The organism is Pseudomonas sp. AD21 (assembly GCF_002878485.1).
In the GTDB taxonomy this organism is placed as follows: domain Bacteria; phylum Pseudomonadota; class Gammaproteobacteria; order Pseudomonadales; family Pseudomonadaceae; genus Aquipseudomonas.
The window spans coordinates 15,970-36,038 of the sequence record NZ_NQYG01000001.1; the positions used below are offsets into that span (position 1 = coordinate 15,970).

The 20,069-nt window shown below is 61.5% G+C and carries 21 protein-coding genes; 13 read left to right on the forward strand and 8 right to left on the reverse strand.

All coding sequences use genetic code 11. The features are described from left to right. Window positions 1-40 precede the first annotated feature (40 nt). Entirely contained in the window at window positions 41-655 is a 615-nt protein-coding gene (gene leuD / locus PseAD21_RS00095; protein WP_102353964.1) for a 3-isopropylmalate dehydratase small subunit, read from the reverse strand. Beyond that, a complete protein-coding gene (leuC, locus tag PseAD21_RS00100) occupies window positions 652-2,070 on the reverse strand; it encodes a 3-isopropylmalate dehydratase large subunit (RefSeq protein ID WP_102353965.1) in 1,419 nt (472 codons plus the stop codon). The genes leuD and leuC overlap by 4 nt, the downstream gene beginning before the upstream one ends. 407 nt (window positions 2,071-2,477) lie before the next feature. Between leuC and PseAD21_RS00105 the strand changes: the two genes are divergently transcribed. The 8 genes from PseAD21_RS00105 to PseAD21_RS00140 are packed head-to-tail and all read left to right on the forward strand — an operon-like array spanning window position 2,478 to window position 8,732. Further along, window positions 2,478-3,668: a PepSY domain-containing protein gene (locus tag PseAD21_RS00105; protein ID WP_102353966.1), complete on the forward strand. Its 1,191-nt coding sequence runs from the start codon at window positions 2,478-2,480 to the stop codon at window positions 3,666-3,668. Then, window positions 3,665-4,207 carry a thiamine pyrophosphate-binding protein gene (locus PseAD21_RS00110; RefSeq protein WP_102353967.1) on the forward strand — a complete coding sequence of 181 codons (543 nt, stop codon included), beginning with the start codon at window positions 3,665-3,667 and terminating at the stop codon, window positions 4,205-4,207. The genes PseAD21_RS00105 and PseAD21_RS00110 overlap by 4 nt, the downstream gene beginning before the upstream one ends. Beyond that, window positions 4,204-4,545 carry a hypothetical protein gene (locus PseAD21_RS00115; RefSeq protein WP_102353968.1) on the forward strand — a complete coding sequence of 114 codons (342 nt, stop codon included), beginning with the start codon at window positions 4,204-4,206 and terminating at the stop codon, window positions 4,543-4,545. The genes PseAD21_RS00110 and PseAD21_RS00115 overlap by 4 nt, the downstream gene beginning before the upstream one ends. Continuing rightward, window positions 4,542-5,117, forward strand: coding sequence for a DUF6162 family protein (locus tag PseAD21_RS00120; protein ID WP_102353969.1), 576 nt, complete (start codon window positions 4,542-4,544; stop codon window positions 5,115-5,117). Before PseAD21_RS00115 ends, PseAD21_RS00120 begins: the two co-directional genes overlap by 4 nt. 35 nt (window positions 5,118-5,152) lie before the next feature. Beyond that, window positions 5,153-6,082 carry a metal ABC transporter substrate-binding protein gene (locus tag PseAD21_RS00125; protein WP_102353970.1) on the forward strand — a complete coding sequence of 310 codons (930 nt, stop codon included), beginning with the start codon at window positions 5,153-5,155 and terminating at the stop codon, window positions 6,080-6,082. Continuing rightward, the gene (locus PseAD21_RS00130; protein WP_102353971.1) at window positions 6,079-6,927 is read left to right on the forward strand and encodes a metal ABC transporter ATP-binding protein; all 849 of its coding nucleotides are present in this window, start codon (window positions 6,079-6,081) and stop codon (window positions 6,925-6,927) included. Before PseAD21_RS00125 ends, PseAD21_RS00130 begins: the two co-directional genes overlap by 4 nt. Next, on the forward strand, window positions 6,927-7,826 hold the full coding sequence (locus tag PseAD21_RS00135) for a metal ABC transporter permease (RefSeq protein WP_102353972.1): 900 nt from the start codon (window positions 6,927-6,929) through the stop codon (window positions 7,824-7,826). Before PseAD21_RS00130 ends, PseAD21_RS00135 begins: the two co-directional genes overlap by 1 nt. Further along, window positions 7,827-8,732: a metal ABC transporter solute-binding protein, Zn/Mn family gene (locus PseAD21_RS00140; RefSeq protein ID WP_102353973.1), complete on the forward strand. Its 906-nt coding sequence runs from the start codon at window positions 7,827-7,829 to the stop codon at window positions 8,730-8,732. Between the two features lie 186 nt (window positions 8,733-8,918). Here PseAD21_RS00140 and PseAD21_RS00145 read toward each other — a convergent pair whose 3' ends face one another. The 5 genes from PseAD21_RS00145 to PseAD21_RS00165 form a co-directional block, all read right to left on the reverse strand. Beyond that, window positions 8,919-9,143 (reverse strand): MbtH family protein, encoded by a 225-nt coding sequence (locus PseAD21_RS00145; protein WP_016985437.1) that lies wholly within the window; start codon window positions 9,141-9,143, stop codon window positions 8,919-8,921. A gap of 83 nt (window positions 9,144-9,226) precedes the next feature. Then, a complete protein-coding gene (locus PseAD21_RS00150; protein ID WP_102353974.1) occupies window positions 9,227-10,639 on the reverse strand; it encodes an aspartate aminotransferase family protein in 1,413 nt (470 codons plus the stop codon). A 143-nt stretch (window positions 10,640-10,782) separates the two neighbouring features. Beyond that, window positions 10,783-11,268 carry a GNAT family N-acetyltransferase gene (locus PseAD21_RS00155; RefSeq protein WP_102353975.1) on the reverse strand — a complete coding sequence of 162 codons (486 nt, stop codon included), beginning with the start codon at window positions 11,266-11,268 and terminating at the stop codon, window positions 10,783-10,785. Window positions 11,269-11,480: 212 nt separating this feature from the next. Then, a complete protein-coding gene (locus PseAD21_RS00160; protein WP_102353976.1) occupies window positions 11,481-12,803 on the reverse strand; it encodes an ATP-binding protein in 1,323 nt (440 codons plus the stop codon). Beyond that, the gene (locus PseAD21_RS00165) at window positions 12,803-13,483 is read right to left on the reverse strand and encodes a response regulator (RefSeq protein WP_102353977.1); all 681 of its coding nucleotides are present in this window, start codon (window positions 13,481-13,483) and stop codon (window positions 12,803-12,805) included. Before PseAD21_RS00165 ends, PseAD21_RS00160 begins: the two co-directional genes overlap by 1 nt. 409 nt (window positions 13,484-13,892) lie before the next feature. Between PseAD21_RS00165 and PseAD21_RS00170 the strand changes: the two genes are divergently transcribed. The 5 genes from PseAD21_RS00170 to dsbG all read left to right on the forward strand — a co-directional run bounded on the left by PseAD21_RS00170 (window position 13,893) and on the right by dsbG (window position 18,951). Beyond that, on the forward strand, window positions 13,893-14,588 hold the full coding sequence (locus tag PseAD21_RS00170; protein WP_102353978.1) for a hypothetical protein: 696 nt from the start codon (window positions 13,893-13,895) through the stop codon (window positions 14,586-14,588). A gap of 206 nt (window positions 14,589-14,794) precedes the next feature. Further along, window positions 14,795-15,478 carry a hypothetical protein gene (locus PseAD21_RS00175; protein ID WP_102353979.1) on the forward strand — a complete coding sequence of 228 codons (684 nt, stop codon included), beginning with the start codon at window positions 14,795-14,797 and terminating at the stop codon, window positions 15,476-15,478. Window positions 15,479-15,602: 124 nt separating this feature from the next. Then, on the forward strand, window positions 15,603-17,336 hold the full coding sequence (gene dsbD / locus PseAD21_RS00180; RefSeq protein ID WP_102353980.1) for a protein-disulfide reductase DsbD: 1,734 nt from the start codon (window positions 15,603-15,605) through the stop codon (window positions 17,334-17,336). Then, window positions 17,336-18,205, forward strand: coding sequence for a TlpA disulfide reductase family protein (locus PseAD21_RS00185; RefSeq protein ID WP_102353981.1), 870 nt, complete (start codon window positions 17,336-17,338; stop codon window positions 18,203-18,205). The genes dsbD and PseAD21_RS00185 overlap by 1 nt, the downstream gene beginning before the upstream one ends. Next, window positions 18,181-18,951 (forward strand): thiol:disulfide interchange protein DsbG, encoded by a 771-nt coding sequence (gene dsbG, locus PseAD21_RS00190; RefSeq protein ID WP_102353982.1) that lies wholly within the window; start codon window positions 18,181-18,183, stop codon window positions 18,949-18,951. Before PseAD21_RS00185 ends, dsbG begins: the two co-directional genes overlap by 25 nt. Before the next feature lie 127 nt (window positions 18,952-19,078). Here dsbG and PseAD21_RS00195 read toward each other — a convergent pair whose 3' ends face one another. Beyond that, window positions 19,079-19,903 (reverse strand): alpha/beta fold hydrolase, encoded by an 825-nt coding sequence (locus PseAD21_RS00195; RefSeq protein WP_102353983.1) that lies wholly within the window; start codon window positions 19,901-19,903, stop codon window positions 19,079-19,081. Between the last annotated feature and the right edge of the window lie 166 nt (window positions 19,904-20,069).

Here is a 20,069-nt window from a genome sequence, read left to right on the forward strand (position 1 = left end):
CCCTTGTGGGAGCGAGCTTGCTCCCACAGGGTCAGGGGTGTCAGGTTAGCCAGGGGTTGGCAGCCAGGTGTTCGCTTTCGAACGCCTTGATCTGCTCGCGCCGCTGCAAGGTACTGCCAATCGCATCAAGGCCCAGCAACAGGGCGGTCTTGCGCAAGCCATCAATATGGAAACCCAGCGCTTCACCGTCCGCCAGACGAATCTGTTGAGCGTCCAGATCAATGCTGATCCGCGCACTTTCAGGCTGACTTACCAACCTGCCAATACGCTGCACCTGTGCCTCGTCCAGAGTGATCAGCAACACCCCGTTGCGCTGGCAGTTGTCGTAGAAGATCCCGGCGAAACTGCTGCCGATCAGCGCGCGAATGCCCATTTGCTGCAGCCCCCACACTGCGTGTTCACGGCTGGAGCCGCAGCCGAAATTCGGCCCGACCACCAGAAAACTCGCGCGCTGCCAGGCCGGCTGGTTCAATACGAACTCAGGGCTGGGCGTACCGTCGGCAAGAAAACGCAGGTCGAAAAACACCCCGCGATCCAGTCCACGACGATCAATGCCCTTGAGAAACTGCTTGGGCATGATCACGTCGGTGTCGACATTGGCCGCGAGCAGCGGCGCGGCCTGGCCGCTAACTTGAGTGAAGGGTTGCAGGCTCATGGGCGTTCTCCAAAGTGGCGGATGTCGGTCAGGTGGCCACTGATCGCGGCGGCGGCGACCATCGCCGGGCTCATCAGGTGGGTGCGCGCACCAGCACCCTGCCGGCCTTCGAAATTGCGGTTGGTGCTGGAGGCGCAACGGTCGCCGGGCGCGAGCACGTCATCGTTCATCGCCAGGCACATCGAGCAGCCGGACTGGCGCCATTCAAACCCGGCGTCGATGAAGATCTGCGCCAGACCTTCCGCTTCAGCCTGAGCACGGACCTCGCTGGAACCTGGCACGATCATCGCTCGCACATGCCCGGCCACCCGTCGCCCGCGCACGACACGGGCGGCATCGCGCAGGTCTTCGATCCGCGCGTTGGTGCAGGAACCAATGAACGCATGGCTGATGACGATATCGCGCAGCGCCATCCCCGGCTCCAGGCCCATGTAATGCAGGGCCCGGCGCATGTCCTGACGCAGAATCGGATCGTCGATGCCTTGCGGGTCCGGCACTTGCGCGCCGATCGCCGCCACCTGATCCGGGCTGGTGCCCCAAGTGACCATCGGTTCCAGCAGGCTGGCGTCGAGGTGTACTTCACGGTCGAACACGGCGTCGGGATCGCTGCGCAGTTCACGCCACTTCTGCAACCCGCGTTCCCAGAGTTCGCCCTGCGGTGCTCGGGGTTTGCCCTTGAGATAAGCAAAGACTTTTTCGTCCGGCGCCATGAACGCACCGCGCGCACCGGCCTCGACCGCCATGTTGCAAATGGTCATGCGCGCTTCGACGCTCAGCGCGTCGATGGTCGAACCGCAGAACTCGATAGCGTAACCGCTGGCACCGGACGCACCGATCTGGCCGATCAGCGCCATGATCACGTCCTTGGAGGTCAGGCCTGGCGCCAGCGCACCGTCGACAGTCACGCGCAGGCTTTTCAGGCGTTTGTAGACCAGGGTCTGCGAGGCCAGCAGGTGTTCGATCTCTGAGGTGCCGATGCCGAAACCGAACGCCCCCAGTGCACCGTAGGTGGTGGTGTGGCTATCGCCGGCGGCGATGACCATGCCCGGCAGAATGAAGCCTTGCTCCGGGGCGATCACATGCTCGATGCCCTGGCGCTTGTCGAGGACGTCCAGCAGTTCGATGCCGAAGTCCCGGCAGTTTTCCGCCAGATACGACACCTGCCGCGCACCGCCGGCATCGGGCATCGCCGCGACCCGCAGCGGCGTGGTCGGGTTGACGTGATCGACCACCGCCAACGCCGTGCCCGGTCGCCAGACCTCGCGCCCGGCGGCACGCAGACCGCTGAACGCCTGAGGGCTGGTGTATTCGTTGATCACCTGGCGATCGATATACAGCAGGACATGGCCCTGCTCGTCGAGACGGCACACGGTGTGCGAATCGATGTGTTTGTCGTAGAGGGTTCTGGGGCTCATCAAGGCGCTCGCTCAGGCTCGTTCGGTGATGTCCATCATAGGGAGCAGGTGGCGGCCATCAATTGGCAGGCAGTGAGCGCGGCGTTCATGAATCGTGTTCGATCGGCTTATCACCGAACGCCCCCTGTAGGCCTTCGCCTGCTCGCGAAAGCGTCGTGTCATTCGACGTCTTCATTGACTGAGTCACCGCTATCGCGAGCAGGCGAAGGCCTACAGGGGTTGGTGGTGACTGGGGGAAGTGCGAAACATTTACTTTCATATATGCCATCGGGATTTGCCCGGCTCATCCGTCCTATAGAGATGCAGGCCGCTCGCGTAGGCAACAGCCACGACCGCGCCTTTCGGGGACACCCGCGCTGCGAAGCCCGTAGCCACGTGCCCTCTCATCGAAATCAAGACGCGCAATCATGTCGAAGAAATCCCGTTCCAAACTGTGGTTCCTGGTGCATAGCTGGCTCGCGCTGCCGATCTGGTTTTTTGTCCTGATCGTGTGTGTCACCGGCACGCTGGCGGTGGTCAGCCAGGAAATCGTCTGGCTGGCCAACCCGCAGATGCGCGCCAGTCAGCCGGCGGACGACGCACCGCTGCTCAGTTACGAGCAAGTGCTGGCCGCGATCAAGAAGGCCGAACCGCAATTGCTGGTCGAAAGCATCAGCCGCCCTGACGAATCGCATTTCGCCCTCGACGTCGAGGTCAGCTACCCCGACGGCCGCGCGCAGACGGTGTACGTCAACCCTTACACCGGCGTGATCCAGGGCCCGGCGCCAGACTTCAACTTCAAGGCATTCACCCGTGCCCTGCACGGCTGGTGGCTGGTGCCGTTCACCAACGGTTTCAGCTGGGGCTGGTACCTGGTGTCGTTCCTCGGCCTGCCGATGCTCGCGTCGCTGGTCACCGGATTGGTGGTCTACAAACGCTTCTGGAAAGGCTTCTTCAAACCTACGCTGCGTTTTCGCCATGGCGCGCGTATTTTCTGGGGCGACTTCCATCGACTGAGCGGCATCTGGTCGATCTGGTTCATCGCGGTGATCTCCATCACCGGCACCTGGTTTCTGATCCAGGCCTTTCTGGCCGACAACCAGGTGTCGATCACCACCGAGCCGATCATTCCCGCCATGTCCCGGGAAAGCGTTCCGATGTCGAGCAACGCCAGTCCTGCGCCACGGATCAGCCTCGATCGCGCGGTGCAGATCGCCGAACAGCACATGCCCGGGCTGGAAGTCAGCTTCATCAGCCTGCCGGGCAATGCCTACAGCCACCTGAGTGTCGGCGGTCGCGGCTGGTATCCGCTGATGTTCCAGACCGCCACGCTCAACCCTTACACCGGCGACATGGCCGCCACGCGATTGATCACTGACCGCTCCTCGCTGGAGTTCGTCACCGAGTCGATGCGTCCGTTGCACACCGGTGACTTCGGCGGCCTGTGGATCAAGCTGATCTGGTTCTTCTTCGGCCTGCTGCTGAGCATGATGGTGCTCAGCGGCCTGTTGATCTGGACCAAGCGCACCGCGCTGGCCACCGCCAACGCACTCAAGCGCGAGAATAAAAAGGTCCGCAGCACCCGCGTCAGCCGTGAACCGGCGGAGGTCAGCCTGTGAGCCAGTCCAACCGCATTGCCCAACCGTCCGCACTGCGCCGCTTCTGGCGCAAATGGCGCTTTCACCTGAACGCCTTGCTGCTGCTGATTCCGCTGGGCTTCATGCCCAAGTACTTCGCCGACGCCGCGCTGTTTCGCGGCGACATCGGCCTCGGCGAGCACGAGGTTGGCGAAGTGCAGGTCGGCCCGTGGAGCCTGCGCCTGGCCGAACTGCGTAACGAAGCGCCGCGCCTCAGTGGCCCCGCCGGTTACATGAAGGATTTCAATGCTGCCCTGTGCGACACCTGCGTCGAACAGGTCAAGGCCACCTACCTGCGCATCGGCAAACCCCGCAGCCTGCGCGCCGCCGGGGTGATCTTCTTCGGCACACCGTACCGCATGGGCGCGCAGTTGCCGGTAGCGGAAAAGACCCAGGCCGACGCCGAGCTGTGGATCACCATGGAAGGCTGGGACGGCAGCCTGCATCAAGCCTCGATTCCCCTGAGCCAGGCCTCCCCCGCCACCATTGCCTGGCTGAACAAACAAGGAGCCAAACCATGAACCGCGTTCAACGCCCCTCCCGCCTGCGGTTGCGCGCCGCGTTGCTGCTGTTGTGCAGCGGTTTCAGCGCCGGCGCCCTGGCCCACAACCCGATGTGCGAATGCAAGGCCGTCGATGCCGAGCAGATCAAATGCACCGGTGGTTTTTCCGACGGCAGCGGTGCCCCCGGGGTGACCCTGGACGTTATCGGCTACGACGAAACCATTCTGGTGCCGGGCAAGCTCGGCGCCGACTCGAGCCTGACCTTCAAGAAACCGGCGGCCGAGTTCTACGTGCTGTTCGACGCCGGCCCCGGCCACGTCGTGGAAATCGACCAAGCGGACATCGAAGCCCCATGAGTACGCCCACCACGCAAGTCGTCCGCCCGGCCGGTGCCGGCCATGAAACCCTCAATGTCCTGCTGCTGTGCCTGCTGATCCTCGCGGTTGCCGGGTCGGTGGTGGCGTGGCGCGGGGTGTCCCATGAACCGCAGCCGGTTGCCAGCCATCAGCTCGATGCCCGGCGCGACCTCAGCGCCGCCGAACAAGGCATCTACGCCGACCTGCGGGTGACCCTCGACGAAATCCGCCTGTTGCGCGAAGAGCAGCAAATCCTGCCGACGCCACAGACCCTGGCCGACGAAGGTTTCGCCCCGTTTGCCGAGGACGCCAGCTCGGTCAGCCGTGGCGGACATGCCTGGCAGTTGCTGGCGGATACCGCCTATTTCGGCCACAGCCAGTCGTCCGCCGTGGCCGGATCGTTCGTGATGCTGCTGAGCGCCGATGCCAATGCCGCGCCGGACATCTGGCTCAACCGCGCCGCCGATCTGCAGACGCCCGCCGAACTGACCGACGCCGCGCTGTCGGCCGCAGGCTGGAAGCAGATCGTCGCGCAATTCGATGCCGGCGTGACCCGCGAGCATCGCCACTGAACCTTCGCCTTCACCCCAGAGAAGACCGCTTGCCCATGTCTATTTCATCGCCTCGCCGTCCCTTCCTGCGCTTGCTGCTGGCTGGCCTTTGCGCCTGTCTGCTGAGCCCGCTGGTCAGCGCCGATCCAGCCAAACGCCTGCGCATCGGCATCACCCTGCACCCGTATTACAGCTATGTGGCGAACATCGTCGGCGACAAGGCCGACGTGGTGCCGCTGATTCCCGCCGGCTTCAACCCGCACGCCTACGAGCCACGGGCCGAAGACATCAAACGCATCAGCGGGCTCGACGTGATCGTGCTCAACGGGGTCGGCCATGACGACTTCGCCGACCGGATGATCGCCGCCAGCGAAACGCCGAACATCAAGACCATCGAAGCCAACGAGAACGTGCCGCTGCTGGCGGCCACCGGTACCGCTGCGCGTGGTGCCGGTAAAGTGGTCAACCCGCACACCTTCCTGTCGATCAGTGCCTCGATTGCCCAGGTCAACAACATCGCCCGCGAGCTGGGCAAACTCGACCCGGACAACGCCAGGACTTACACGCAGAACGCCCGTGCCTACGGCAAACGCCTGCGGCAGATGCGCGCCGATGCCCTGGCGAAACTGACCCAGGCCCCCAACGCCGAACTGCGTGTGGCCACGGTACACGCGGCGTACGACTATCTGCTGCGCGAATTCGGCCTGGAAGTCACCGCCGTGGTCGAGCCAGCCCATGGCATCGAACCCAGCCCGAGCCAGTTGAAAAAGACCATCGACCAACTGCGCGAACTCGACGTGAAGGTGATCTTCTCCGAGATGGACTTCCCGTCCACCTACGTCGAAACCATTCAGCGTGAATCGGGCGTGAAGCTGTACCCGCTGTCGCACATCTCTTACGGCGAATACAGCGCCGACAAATACGAAAAGGAAATGACCGGCAACCTCAACACCGTGGTGCGGGCGATTCAGGAGTCCGGGGCATGACGGTAAAAGAAACCCTCTCTGACACCCCCCAATCCCCTGTGGGAGCGAGCCTGCTCGCGAAAGCGCCTGGCCACTCAACCACATCGTTGAATGACACACCGCCATCGCGAGCAGGCGAAGGCCTACAAAGGGTGAGCGGGCCGACACTGGATTTTGCGCAGGTCAGCCTGACGCTTGGACGCACGACGATTCTCGACCACGTCAGCTTCCAGGTTCAGCCCGGCCACGTGCACGCACTGGTCGGCCCCAACGGCGGCGGCAAGAGTTCGCTGATCAAGACTTTGCTCGGGCAGATGCCGCATCAAGGTCAACTGAGCCTGCACTGGCCCGGTGAGCCCGGCACCATCGGTTACGTGCCGCAGGCGCTGGAGTTCGATCACGGCCTGCCGATGACCGTCGACGATTTCATGGCCGCCATGTGCCAGCGCCGTCCGGCGTTTCTTGGCCTGAGCAAACACTACGCCAAGGCCATCGGCGAAGCGCTGGAACGGGTCGGCATGCAGGACAAACGCAAGCGGCGCATGGGCGCGCTGTCCGGCGGTGAGCGGCAACGCGTGCTGCTCGCCCAGGGACTGATTCCGCCGCCGCAACTGCTGGTGCTGGATGAGCCAATGTCGGCGCTCGACGAAGCCGGGATTCAGGTGTTCGAACGCCTGCTCGGCGACTGGCGCGCTGCCGGCATCACGGTGCTGTGGATCGAGCACGATCTGGAAGCGGTCAAGCGCCTGGCCGATCGGGTCACCGGCCTCAACCGTCGCGTGCTGTTCGACGCCACGCCGCAACAGGCGCTGACCCCGGAGCGGCTGCTGACGTTGTTTTCGACGCATCCACGGAGCGCTGTCTGATGAGTTACGAAGCCTTTCGTTTGATGGTTCAGGGCTGGGCCTCCTCCGGTTATCTGCCGGAAGCGCTGGCCTATGGTTTTGTCGTGAATGCACTGCTCGCCGGCCTGTTGATCGGCCCGGTGCTCGGCGGCCTCGGCACACTGGTGGTGGTCAAGCGTTTCGCGTTTTTCTCCGAAGCGGTCGGTCACGCGGCGCTGACCGGCGTGGCCATCGGCATTCTGCTCGGCGAGCCCTACACCGGGCCGTACGGCAGCCTGTTCGGCTACTGTCTGTTGTTCGGCATCCTGCTCAACTACTTGCGCAACCGCACCGGTCTGGCGCCGGATACGCTGATTGGCGTGTTTCTCTCGGTGTCGCTGGCGTTGGGGGCGAGCCTGCTGCTGATTCTGGCCGGCAAGATCAACGTGCACATTCTGGAGAACGTGCTGTTCGGTTCAGTGCTGACGGTCAACGGCAACGACCTGCTGGTGCTGGCGATCGTCGGTTCGCTGGTCATGGCCCTGGCGCTGCCGCTGTACAACCGCATCATGCTCGCCAGTTTCAATCCGCAACTGGCGGCGGTGCGTGGCGTCGCGGTGAAGACCCTGGACTACCTGTTCGTGATTCTGGTGACGCTGATCACCGTCGCGGCGGTGAAGGTCATCGGCGCGATTCTGGTCGGCGCGCTGCTGGTGATTCCGGCAGCGGCGGCGCGCTTGCTCAGCCAGTCGCTGAAGGGCTTTTTCTGGTGTTCGGTGCTGATTGCCACCGTCAGCACCTTGTGCGGAATTCTCGCCCCGATCATCTTCGATCTGCCGATTCCGTCCGGCGCCGCGATCATTCTGGTCGCCGGCATTGCCTTCGCCCTCGCCGCGATTGCGCGCGGGGTTGTTCCGAGTCTGAAAGGGAACCTTGGATAAATGGCTTTCTCATTGCGCAAACTGACCCTGGCCATGGCCCTGTGCGGCGTGGTCTGCAGCCCGTTGCTGGCGGCTGAAAACCCTAAACCGCTGCGCGTACTGGCCTCGTTGCCCATCACCTATGGCCTGGGCGAAGTGCTGCTCAAAGGCACTGACGTCAGCCTCGAACGCGCGGCTCCGGCGAATCTGCCGGGCAGCCGCCAGACCGCGTATTTCACCGGTCGCGGTGCGCCGGCACTGGGCAAGCTGGCCTCCGGCGCCGATGCAGTGATCGGCGTGCGCTCGCTGTGGGCCGACGATCCGCTGTACCCGATTGCGAGGCGCAGCAACATTCGCATTGTCGAGGTCGACGCGGCGCGTCCAGTGGATGGCGCCCTGCCCGGGATTGCCGTGCAACCGGGAATCAAGGTCGATGGCTTGAACAGTCAGCCATGGCTGGCGAGCAACAACATGGGGCGCATGGCCGACGTGATGGCGGCGGATCTGGTGCGCCTGGCGCCGTCCGCCAAACCGAAAATCGAGGCCAACCTGGCGGCATTGAAACAGCGCTTGCTCAGGCTCAGTGCCGACAGCGAAGCGCGTCTGGCCGAGGCCGACAACCTGAGCGTGATGAGCCTTAGCGATCACTTCGGTTACCTGATCGGCAGCCTGAATCTGGAGCTGATCGGCGAGGATCCACGACCGGATGCCGAATGGACTCCGGAAGATCTGCAGAAACTCACGGCGACGCTCAAGGACAACGACGTGGCGCTGGTGCTGCATCATCGTCAGCCATCGGAAGCGGTGAAAGCGGCGATTGCCGAGTCGGGGAGTCGCTTGCTGGTGTTGAGTACCGATGCCGAGGATCCGGTGGCGGAGCTGGAGGGGAATGTGGATTTGCTGCTCAAGGGGCTGAGCGGGGCGTAGTTTCAGTTGCACCGCGTTATCGCTCTTCGCGAGCAGGCTCGCTCCCACACTGGATCTGTGTCACTCATAAATCCCCTGTGGGATCGAGCCTGCTCGCGAAGAGGCCCGCCAAAACACCACAAATGCCGGCCATGAAAAAACCCGCTGACTGTCACCAGTCCAGCGGGTTTCTTTTTGGCCGACGAGTTACTGAGCAGCCGCCTGCCCTTCCATCTTCTGGCGCAGGCTCAGCGGACGCATGTCGGTCCAGACTTCCTCGATGTAGGCCAGGCATTCCTTTTTCAGGCCGCTCTTGCCCACGGTGCGCCAGCCTTGCGGCACGGCTTTGTAATCCGGCCAGATCGAATATTGCTCTTCGTGGTTGACCACGACCTGAAAGAGGATGTCCTCGCGGTCGAATACTGACGTCATGCTGGTTCTCCATCACTGTAGGGGTGGGCTGCACACGGGGTGCAGCCGGGTATGTAGAAAGAACGTTGGGCGCTGAGAAAAATTTACCCGGCGGCCGTGGCGGCGGCCAAGGCACGGCCGAAGATCTCGGCAACGCGGTCGATTTCCGCAGCGCTGATCACCAGTGGCGGCAGGAAACGCACCACCGCGCCATGGCGGCCGCCCAGCTCCAGAATCAGCCCGCGCTTGAGGCATTCGCGCTGCACCAGCGGTGCCAGGCGGGCGAAGGCCGGCGGATGGCCGAGGGCATCCGGCGTACCGTTCGGGTCCACCAGTTCGACACCGAGCATCAAGCCGCGACCACGAATGTCGCCCAGTTGCGGGAAGTCTCGTTGCAGGATGCGCAGGTGTTCGCTCAGACGCTCGCCCATGGCGGCAGCGTGTTCGCAGACCTTGTGCTCAAGCAGATAACGCATCACCGCAGAACCGGCGGCCATTGCCATCTGATTGCCACGGAAGGTGCCGGCATGGGCGCCCGGTTGCCAGGTGTCGAGCCAGTCGCGATAGATCACCACCGCCAATGGCAGACTGCCGCCGATGGCTTTGGACAGCACCACCACGTCCGGGATGATGTCGGCATGTTCGAAGGCAAACATTTTGCCGGTGCGGGCGAAACCGCTCTGGATCTCGTCGAGGATCAGCGCCACACCAGCCTTCTCGGTGATCCGACGCAAGCCGCGCAGCCACTCGATGTCGGCCGGAATCACCCCGCCCTCGCCCTGCACCGCCTCGACAATCACCGCCGCCGGCAACTGCACCCCGGCTTCGGGGTCATTGAGCAGGTTTTCCAGATAACTCAGGTTGGCTTTCACCCCGGCCGCGCCGCCAAGGCCGAACGGGCAGCGGTAGTCATACGGGAACGGCATGAACTGCACGCCATTGCTGAGCAAGGCCCCCAGCGGCTTCTTCGGCCCCAGGCTGCCCATCAGGCTCAACGCACCCTGGCTCATGCCGTGATAACCGCCGGAGAATGACAGCACGGTGCTGCGCCCGGTGGCGGTGCGCACCAGTTTCAACGCGGCTTCCACCGCATCGGTGCCGGTCGGGCCGCAGAACTGGATCTTCGCCTCGGCCGCCAGCGCTGGCGGCAGCAAGCCGAACAGGTCCTGGACGAATTGATCCTTGACCGGTGTGGTCAGGTCGAGGGTGTGCAGCGGCAACTCATCGGCAAGCACTTGCTGGATCGCCTCGATCACCACCGGGTGGTTGTGCCCCAAGGCCAAGGTGCCGGCACCGGCCAGGCAATCGATGAAGCTACGGCCTTCAACGTCTTCGACATACAGGCCCTTGGCGCGCTTGAGCGCCAGCGGAATGCGTCGCGGGTAACTGCGGGCATTGGACTCCTGCTGGCTCTGACGGGCCAGCAGTGGCGATTCGTTGAACTGATACAGGGTTTCTGCCGGCGCGGAGGCAATCCGGGCCGACGGCTCTTCGATAAGGCTGGTGGCGACTGACATCTCTCGACCCCTCAATACGCTATGGATAGTGACCAAAACAGCACACCGCACAGGTGCGCGTTCCGGTCGCGGGGCGCACATGCAGGTTTTCCTGTTCTGGAAACGCTTAAGCGGGGCGAGGATTTAGACCCTTGATCGAGTTGTCAGTCGGGCAATGGCAACGGTTTGTGCATCGCCACGCGCTGCAAGCCCTGATCGATGAAGGTTGGCGCCGATTCGCGGTAGCCCAGATGCCGATAAAAAGCCGCACCGGTGCGTGTACTGACGATGCTCACCTGCGGCACTGCGCGAATCCGCAACCAGCCTTCCAGGTCCATCATCAGCGCCCGCCCCGCGCCACGGCGAAACCATTCCGGTTGCACATGACAAAAACCGATGTCCCCGCTGGCCGTGGCCATCCCGACACCTACCGGTTTGTCCTGTAACAACGCGATATTCAGGTAGCAATGCGAGTCGGCAAGCCGAGCGCTGATGAAGTCGGAGGATTGCCGGGCGATCCAGCGGTTGACCAATTGTGGGTCATTGCGATGTTCGAGCGCACAACCGAGACGGATCGAACGCTCGATGATGCGGCTGATGATGCCGGCGTCGGCGGGTTTCGCCGGGCAGATACAGATTGCTGCTTCCATGCTGCGGTCCCTCAATCCATTGAGTCAGAGCAGTCCCGACCATAACGCCGGGACTGGCGAATGACTAATGCACAGACGTTACATTTGATGTGCCACACCCACGGATCCACTTTAGGAGTGAGCCTGCTCGCGATAGCGTCGTGCCGGTCGACATCTTCATCGGCTGAATCACCGCTATCGCGAGCAGGCTCACTCCTACAGGATTTGTGGTGTTACATGGACTGCAGCGGCATGGTCAGCTCGACGCGCAGCCCATCCGGGCGGCTGTCGAAATGCAGAGTGCAGGCGCAACGCTGGACGATGGCCTGGACAATCGCCAGGCCGAGGCCGCAGCCGGTGCTCTGGCCGTTGCGCCAGAAGCGTTGGGTCAGGTGCTGCAGATCTTCTGCGGCAATCCCCGGGCCATGGTCGCGCACCACAAAATGTGCGCGCTGACCGACGGTTTCCAGACTCAGCTCCACCTCAGCGTCCGCCGGGGTATGGCGCAGGGCGTTGTCGAGCAGATTGCGCAGCGCGGCAATCGACAGCACCGCCGGCATTTGCACCGGCGCGCTGGACAGCGGCGTCGGCAATTGCAGTTTGATGCGCTGGCGCTCGCCACCGGCCGCATCCTGCATCGCCAGTTTCGCCACCTGCTCGGCGCTGCACTGCACGCCATCGTCAAACGACAGGCTGCCCTCGACCCGCGCCAGCAACAACAGTTGCTCCAACGTGCGGTGCATGCGGTCGGCGCCCTCTTCGGCCCGGGCCAGCGACTGATCGCGGGCACTGCCCTCGGTCATGCGCGCCACTTGCAGGTGGGTCTTGATCGCCGTCAGCGGGCTGCGCAGTTCATGGGCGGCGTCACCGGTCAGCCGGCGTTCACGTTCGATGGTCTTGCCGATGCGCTGAAACAACTGGTTCTGGGTGTCGAGCAGCGGTTTCAGTTCGCTGGGAAACGACTGCAGTTGCAGCGGCTCCAGCGAGTCGGCGTTACGCCGCATCAAGGCTTCGCGCAGCCGATTGAGCGGTGCCAGGCCCTGACCGATGCCCAGCCACAACAGGCACAGACAACCGAGCAACGCCACGCCGACCGGCACCGAGGCCGCCAGCAGAATCGACATGTTCAGGGCTTCGCGTTCGATCTGCCGGTCGGCGGTGGTGATGCGCACGTCACCGCGCGCGAGGGTGAAACTGCGCCACGGTGCGCCGTCGATCATCTGGTCGTGGAAGCCCATCTTCTCGGCTTCCAGGGTTTGCTCGGGACTGCTGTGGCTACGGGCCAGAATCTCCCCGCGCAACGAACTGACCTGGCAGGCCATGCCACCGGGAATGTTCAACTGTTCGGCACTGAAATGGGTGCCCTCGCCCTTGCTCGGCAATGCCGGCAGTTGCTCGAGCAATCCGGCGACCATGCGCGCCGAAGCCACCAGCCGCTGGTCGAGGGAAAACATCATCTGATTGCGCAAGTCGCTGAGCATCCAGGCCGCAGCCAAAGCCCAGATCAGGGCGAACGCGGCGCCGAGGGTCAGACTCAGGCGCAGACGCAGACTCATCACTTCTGTGGCTCTCCACCATCGGCCGGCCCGAGGCGATAACCCAGACCGCGCACGGTTTCAACAATTCCCTTGCCGAGCTTGCTGCGCAGGTGATGGATATGCACGTTCAGGGCGTTGCTCTCCAGTTCGTCATTGAAGCCGTAGACGCTGTCTTTCAATTGCTCGGTGGACAGCACCCGGCCACGGTTGTGCAGCAGCGCCTGCAACAACGATTGCTCGCGCCGCGACAGGTCCACCGGTTGCCCGGCGAGCATCGTTTCACGGCTGCTCGGATCGTAGGTCAGTGCGCCGTGTTCGATCAGGTTGACGCTGCGTCCGGCAACCCGGCGCAACAAGGTTTGCAGACGAGCGAACAGTTCGCGCAGATCGAACGGTTTGAGCAGGTAATCGTCAGCCCCCGCCTGCAAACCATCGACCCGGTCAGTCACCGAGTCCCGCGCGGTCAGAATCAGCACCGGAATTTCCAGGCCCTGCTGCCGTAACTGTTGCAGCAACTTGAGGCCATCTTCGTCGGGCAGGCCAAGATCGAGCACCATCACGTCGAATTCGGCGACCTTGAGCATCGCCCGCGCTTTCGAAGCCGTATTGACGTGTTCGACGGTCAGGCCTTGAGCGGTGAGGCCAGCGACGATGCCACTGGCGATCAACTCATCGTCTTCGCAAACCAGTACGTGCATGTGAGCTCCATGAGCAAAAACGCGATTCAAGCAACCGAAGATTAAGCCGCAATTATGCCAAGTGTACCAACTCACGAGAAGCGCGATGCGACGCTGCACACGGTAGCAGCCTGCCAGGCAAATAGCCCGGGCGCCTGCCCGCCTGCCAGTCTTATTAACAATAGCGACGACGCAACTTTCAAATTGAAACACACCGGGCATATTAAAAAACAAACTTAACAACTAGCATCAACCCGACCAAACAATCAAAGGCAAACAAAAACCAACAGACCGACAATCAAACCAGAGAACAAAAACACAGCAACTCATTAATACTTCACCCCATCGCATCGCGTGCACCCTGAACAAACCAGGTCGCACGCGATCAGCAACAACTCTTTCTCAAAACAACCATTCAAAGGATTGAACAATGTCTCGCTTAGGAAATGTCGTCACGGTTGACTGGCGCTCTGGCAAAGACCAGATCTACTTCTTCTTCAAGGACTACAACATTTATTCACGCTTCAGCATCCCTGACAATGAAGTACCCAGAAACTACCCGCGGGAGGTATCCGGTAACTGGAGCAACTTCCATAACGCCTACGATCTGCGTTTTGGCTTCACCACCACTGGATTCGACACTGAAGAATTTGACGGTGACATTTTGTGGCTGTTCCATTACCACGAGGATCGATTCACTCCCTGCGTCAGCAAATATGATCAGGACAATGATCACTGCATCAGCACTGTTCCAGTTAGTGAATCACGATGGAAACAACTGACGCCCTACTTCGACCGGATCGTTGCCGGCACATGGTGGCAAACCATTCCGGGGCGAGCGCACTTGTTCCGCTTCCTGCTGGACAATGGAAAGGCGCTCAAGCTTGATTTCGGCTATGAAACACTTATCGAAGAACCCATTGATGATGAAACATGGCCAGGGTTGGCCAAGTATCAAGACCGGATCATGACCGCTGCGCAAAACGATCGTACTTTTGCCGACAGTTACTGGTATCTGTTTTTGAATAAGGATGAATATATCCGCTACAACATCCAGGAAAACCGTGTTGTATCCGAACCGATAAAAATCGATAACGAAAGCTGGCCCGGACTGTTGCGCTATTGAAAATTCGCGACCTGAAACACACAGACGATCAGGTTCAAGCCACCACCATGCCAGGACCACAACCGACTTGACAGAGGTACCCACGCTGTCCCACACAAACTAGAAACAGCTAACAAATTACAAAAAAGCAGACATAAAACACACGACTTTTACAAACACAAAACAAACATTCAAAAAACCGAAAAAACAATGGAAGAATCGTATAAATGAGCATTACAAAAAACTTCGTCACCGTTGACTGGCGCACCGGCCCCGACCGCATTTATTTCTTTTTCCCCGAGAAAAACAACTATTCCCGTTTCGACTTCGAGGATGACAAAGTACTTTCCGGTTTCCCCAAGCCGGTGGATGGCAAATGGGCAGGCTTCGACAAGACTGCTGCCGACTTGCGCTTTGGCTTTACCACGACGAGCACCCGTTGGAACGGTGGTGTCGACACGCTCTGGCTGTTCTACGACGAAGGAGCAACGCCATCCGTTTGTGAGTTCAGCCAACAAGCCGACAAGGCGCTCTCCAAAACCCCCATCGCAAAATCAAAGTGGGAAAAACTATTGCCTTACTACTACAAAATAGTTGGCGTAATGTGGAGTGAAAACACTGCACAAAGGGAGAGCTACTGGTTATTGTTGAATGACGGAAATTACCTGATCTACGAAACATACTCCAACACCTTGGAAGTACTACCTCTAAAAGGTTCGTCCTGGGCACCACTGGAAGAATATAAAGACAAAATGATGACGGCCGTCACCAACGACTACCCGACACTTGATACTTACTTTTACGTTTTCCTGAACGACAACCGCTACCTGCGTTATGAGCAGGGCGCGAAAAAAGTATTTGGCCCGTATACAATCTCCGAATCCACCTGGCCCGGGCTGCTGAAGGACTGAGCCACTCGCAGGCACCAGTGAATCGGCGTCGGGTCGCCCATCCGACATCGTGCGGGGCGGTTAATCATCGGTTAATCGCCACCCGCCACTGTGCACCACACTTGCACAGGGACAAGGCTCCTCCATGCGTCATTTTTTTCTTTTCTTTGCACTGTTGATCTCCGGCCTGGCACAGGCGGGAAATAATCCATTCGAGACCAAACCGGAGTTTTTGCCGGTCGACAAAGCATTCGTGCTCACCTCCGAACGCCTGGAGTCCGGGGAAACCCAGCTGTTCTGGCAAATCACCGACGGCTACTACCTGTATCAGAAACGCCTGAAATTCGACGGTCTGAAGGCTGAACAACAGCCGGTTCTGCCCGAGGGCGAGTCCCACAGTGACGAATTCTTCGGTGAACAACCGGTATACCGCCAGGGGCTGGAGGTGAAAGTCCCGGCCTCGGCCAGCGGTCAGATCAAGGTCAGTTACCAGGGCTGCGCCGATGCTGGCTTGTGCTATCCGCCACAAACCCGGGTCATCGATCTGGGTGGCAAAGCGACGCCGTCAAGCAGCGCTGAAGCGCCGGACCAAGCCCTGGCCAGCGGTCTTGAGCAACGCGCGCTGGGCTGGAGCCTGCTGGTGTTCTTCGGCCTGGGCCTGCTGCTGGCGTTTACTCCATGTTCACTGCCGATGCTACCGATTCTGGCGGGGATGATTGTCGGCAGTGGTGCCACGCCACGCCGTGGTTTCGCTCTGGCCAGCAGCTATGTGATCTGCATGGCGCTGGTGTATGCGGCGATGGGGGTGATCGCGTCTCTGCTCGGCGCCAACTTGCAGGCATGGCTGCAAAATCCATGGCTGCTCGGTGCGTTTGCGGCGGTGTTCGTGGTGCTGGCGTTGCCGATGTTCGGTTTCTTCGAATTGCAATTGCCGGTGGCCTTGCGAGATCGCCTCGAACACGCCTCGCGCAGCCGCAACGGCGGCAGCCTGATCGGTGCCGGGGTGCTCGGCGCGCTGTCGGGGCTGCTGGTCGGCCCGTGCATGACCGCGCCGCTGGCCGGCGCCTTGCTGTACATCGCCCAGAGCGGCAATGCGTTGCACGGCGGGCTGATTCTGTTCGCGCTGGGCATCGGTATTGGAGTGCCGTTGTTACTGCTGGTGACCGTCGGCAACCGCTTCCTGCCAAAACCCGGGGCGTGGATGAACCTGCTCAAGGGCATCTTCGGCTTCCTGTTCCTGGCGACAGCGCTGCTGATGTTGCGTCCGGTACTGGACTCCTCGCTGTGGCTAGGCCTGTGCGGCGCGCTGCTGCTGATTGCGGCGTTCTGCGCCTGGAAGCAATCGGAAGGCTTCGGGCGCGTCGCCCAGGTGTTCGGCGCCAGTTCTTTGTTGCTCGGTCTGTGGGGCAGCCTGCTGCTGATCGGTGCCGCCGGTGGCGGTGATGACCCTTATCAGCCGCTGCAGGTGTACAGCGCCGGCCGTGTTGCCAGCGCTACGCCAAGCGGGCATGACGCATTCACCACGATCAAGAACCCGGCAGCGCTGCAACGTGAACTGGATACCGCCAGGGCCAGGGGTCAGTGGGTATTGCTCGATTACTACGCCGACTGGTGCGTGTCGTGCAAAGTCATGGAGAAACAAGTGTTCGGCAAGGACAAGATCATGCAGGCACTCGGCGATGTGCGTCTGCTGCGCCTTGATGTCACCGCCGACAATGCCGCCAGCCGCGAGCTGCTCGGCCGCTACAAAGTCCCGGGGCCACCGAGTTTTGTCTGGATCGGCACTGACGGCGAAGAGCGGCGTAGCCAGCGCATCACCGGTGAGGTTGATGCCGATACGTTCCTGCAACGCTGGACCACCACTCGAGACGCCAATTAATGCTGACGTTTACCCTCGGCACCTTTGCCATCGCGCTTAACCACCTGCTGCTGATCAGTGCCCTGGCGCTGGCGACCTTTGTCGGCTGGCGGGTGGCCAAGCGTGGCGGCGATAACCCCGAGTCGGCGCTGTTCAGTCTGTTTCTGCTCGGCATGCTCGCGGCACGCGTGGCGTTTGTCGCGCTGTATTGGGGCCACTATCGCAACGATCCGTGGCAGATCATCGACCTGCGCGATGGCGGTTTTCTCGCCTGGCCGGGGGTGATCGTGCTGTTGCTGGCGGCGTTGTATCGTGGCTGGCGCCGCCCGGGCCTGCGCCGGCCACTGGGTTTTGGCGTGGCCAGCGGTGTGCTGTTCTGGCTGCTGGCGACCCTGTCGTTGAATATCTACGAACAAGGCACGCGCCTGCCGGAAATCACCCTGCGCAACGCCGCCGGGGAGACCATCCAGCTCAGCGATTATCAGGGCGGTCCGCTGGTGATCAACCTGTGGGCGACCTGGTGCCCACCGTGCCGGCGCGAAATGCCGGTGCTGGAAAACGCCCAGCAACAACGCCCGGACCTGACCTTTCTGTTCGTCAATCAGGCCGAGAGCATGCAAAGCGTTGCCACCTTTCTCGAAACCCAGGGCCTGAGCCTGAACAACGTGCTGTTCGACCGCAGCGGCCGACTCGGTCAGGCCGTGGGCTCCATGGCGTTGCCGACTACGCTGTTCTATAGCCCTGACGGACGACTGTTGACCAGCCATCTGGGCGAGCTGTCGAACGCCAGTCTGGCCCGCGCCCTGGAAAACTTCGACAGTCCGAATCCATCCGCCGCACCGGCCACCTCTGCAAGGAAACTGCCATGCCCCGCCTCCGCCACCTGCTGACGCTGACTCTGGGCACTGCCCTGCTGCACCTGCCGTCGGTACAGGCCGCCGAAGAATTGCCCGCCGCGATCAAGCAGATCGAAGCCAAGGGCGCAAAAATCGTCGGCCAGTTCGACGCCCCGGACGGCTTGCGCGGTTACGCGGCGCAGTACCAGAACCGTGGCATGGCGTTGTACCTGACGCCGGACGGCCAACACGTGTTGCTGGGCAATCTGTATGACGCCGACGGCAAGGACTTGAGCAGCGAGCCGTTGCAGAAACTGGTTTACGCACCGATGACCAAGGAAATCTGGGGCAAGTTCGAAGCCAGCAACTGGATTCAGGACGGCAACAAGGATGCACCGCGCACCGTGTACCTGTTCAGCGATCCGAATTGCCCGTACTGCAACATGTTCTGGGAGCAGGCGCGGCCGTGGGTCAAGGCCGGCAAGGTGCAGTTGCGGCACATCATGGTCGGGATCATCCGCGAAGACAGTCCGGCGAAATCCGCCGCGCTGCTGGCAGCGAAGGATCCGGCCAAAGCCCTGGAAGAACACGAGAAGGCTGGCAAGGAAAGTTCGCTCAAGCCATTGAAGAACATTCCACCGGCCGTGCAGAGCAAACTGGCGGCCAACATGCAGTTGATGGAAGACCTGGAGTTGCAGGCGACTCCGGCGATTTTCTACATGGACGACAAGGGTGAGCTGCAACAGCAGCAAGGCGCGCCGTCGCCGGAGAAGCTGGCGAAGATTCTTGGGCCTAAGTAACGTCGGATTCTTTATTGCCTGAAGCGGCCTTTTCGCGAGCAGGCTCGCTCCCACACTTGGTTCTGTATACGCAGAACCAAGTGTGGGAGCGAGCTTGTTTGCGGGGCAGCGTTCCAACAAAGAACGATTACTCGGTGCGCCGGTGGCGCTCGCTGAGGAAGGTAAACAACACCTCGTTCACAAACTCCGGGTTCTCCAGACTGGAAATATGCCCCGCCTCCGGCACCAGCGCCCACGGACAACCAATCAACTCGGCCATTTCCTGCGCCTCCGACGGCGGTCGCGGTTTGTCCTGATCGCCGCACAGCACCAGCGTGGTCGCGGCATTCAATTCGCCCAGACGCGGCAACCGATCATCACGACTGAACGTGATACGCCCCATCGGCACAATGCTTTCGCGCAGGCGTTCAGTGGTGTAAGCCGCCAGTTTGGCGCGGAAGCCCTGATACAGCGCCGACTGTGGATCGATGCCTGGGCGGAAGAAAATCGGTACGACAATGTCGAGCAACTGCTCGGAAATTTCGCCGCTGTCCTCGATCTGCTTGAACAGCGAGAAGTAGTACTGGCGGGTAGGCTCAGGTTCCACGCCGACGTAAGTGTCCATCAGCACCAGGCCATTGATCCGCTGCGGCGCCGACAACGCCAGACGCACGCCCCACATGCCGCCGACCGACAGTCCGACCAGAGTGACCTGATCGATACCCAGATGATCGAGCAAGGCCTGCGCCTGACGGGCGATGTCATCCAGTGATGCCGTGCCTTCAGGTAACCGTCCCGACTCACCATGGCCCCAAAGGTCCAGCGCAATCACCCGATAGTGCGGCGCCAGCGCAGCGATCTGCGGCGCCCACATGGCGCTGTCCCACAGATAACTGCCAGCCAGCAGCACGGCCGGGCCGCTGCCTTGATCAATGTAGTGCAGCGCTTGTCCGTCAACCGTGAAGAAAGGCATCGACCACCCCCGCGATGAAAAAGAGAACCGGCAGACTGAGCTGCCGGTTCTGGATCGTCAACCGTGTAAATGTCTGAAAATGTGCCGCCCCCAATCGCGAGCAGGCTCACTCCTACAGGGGAATGCAATCCCATTGTAGGAGCGAGCCTGCTCGCGATGAGGCCGC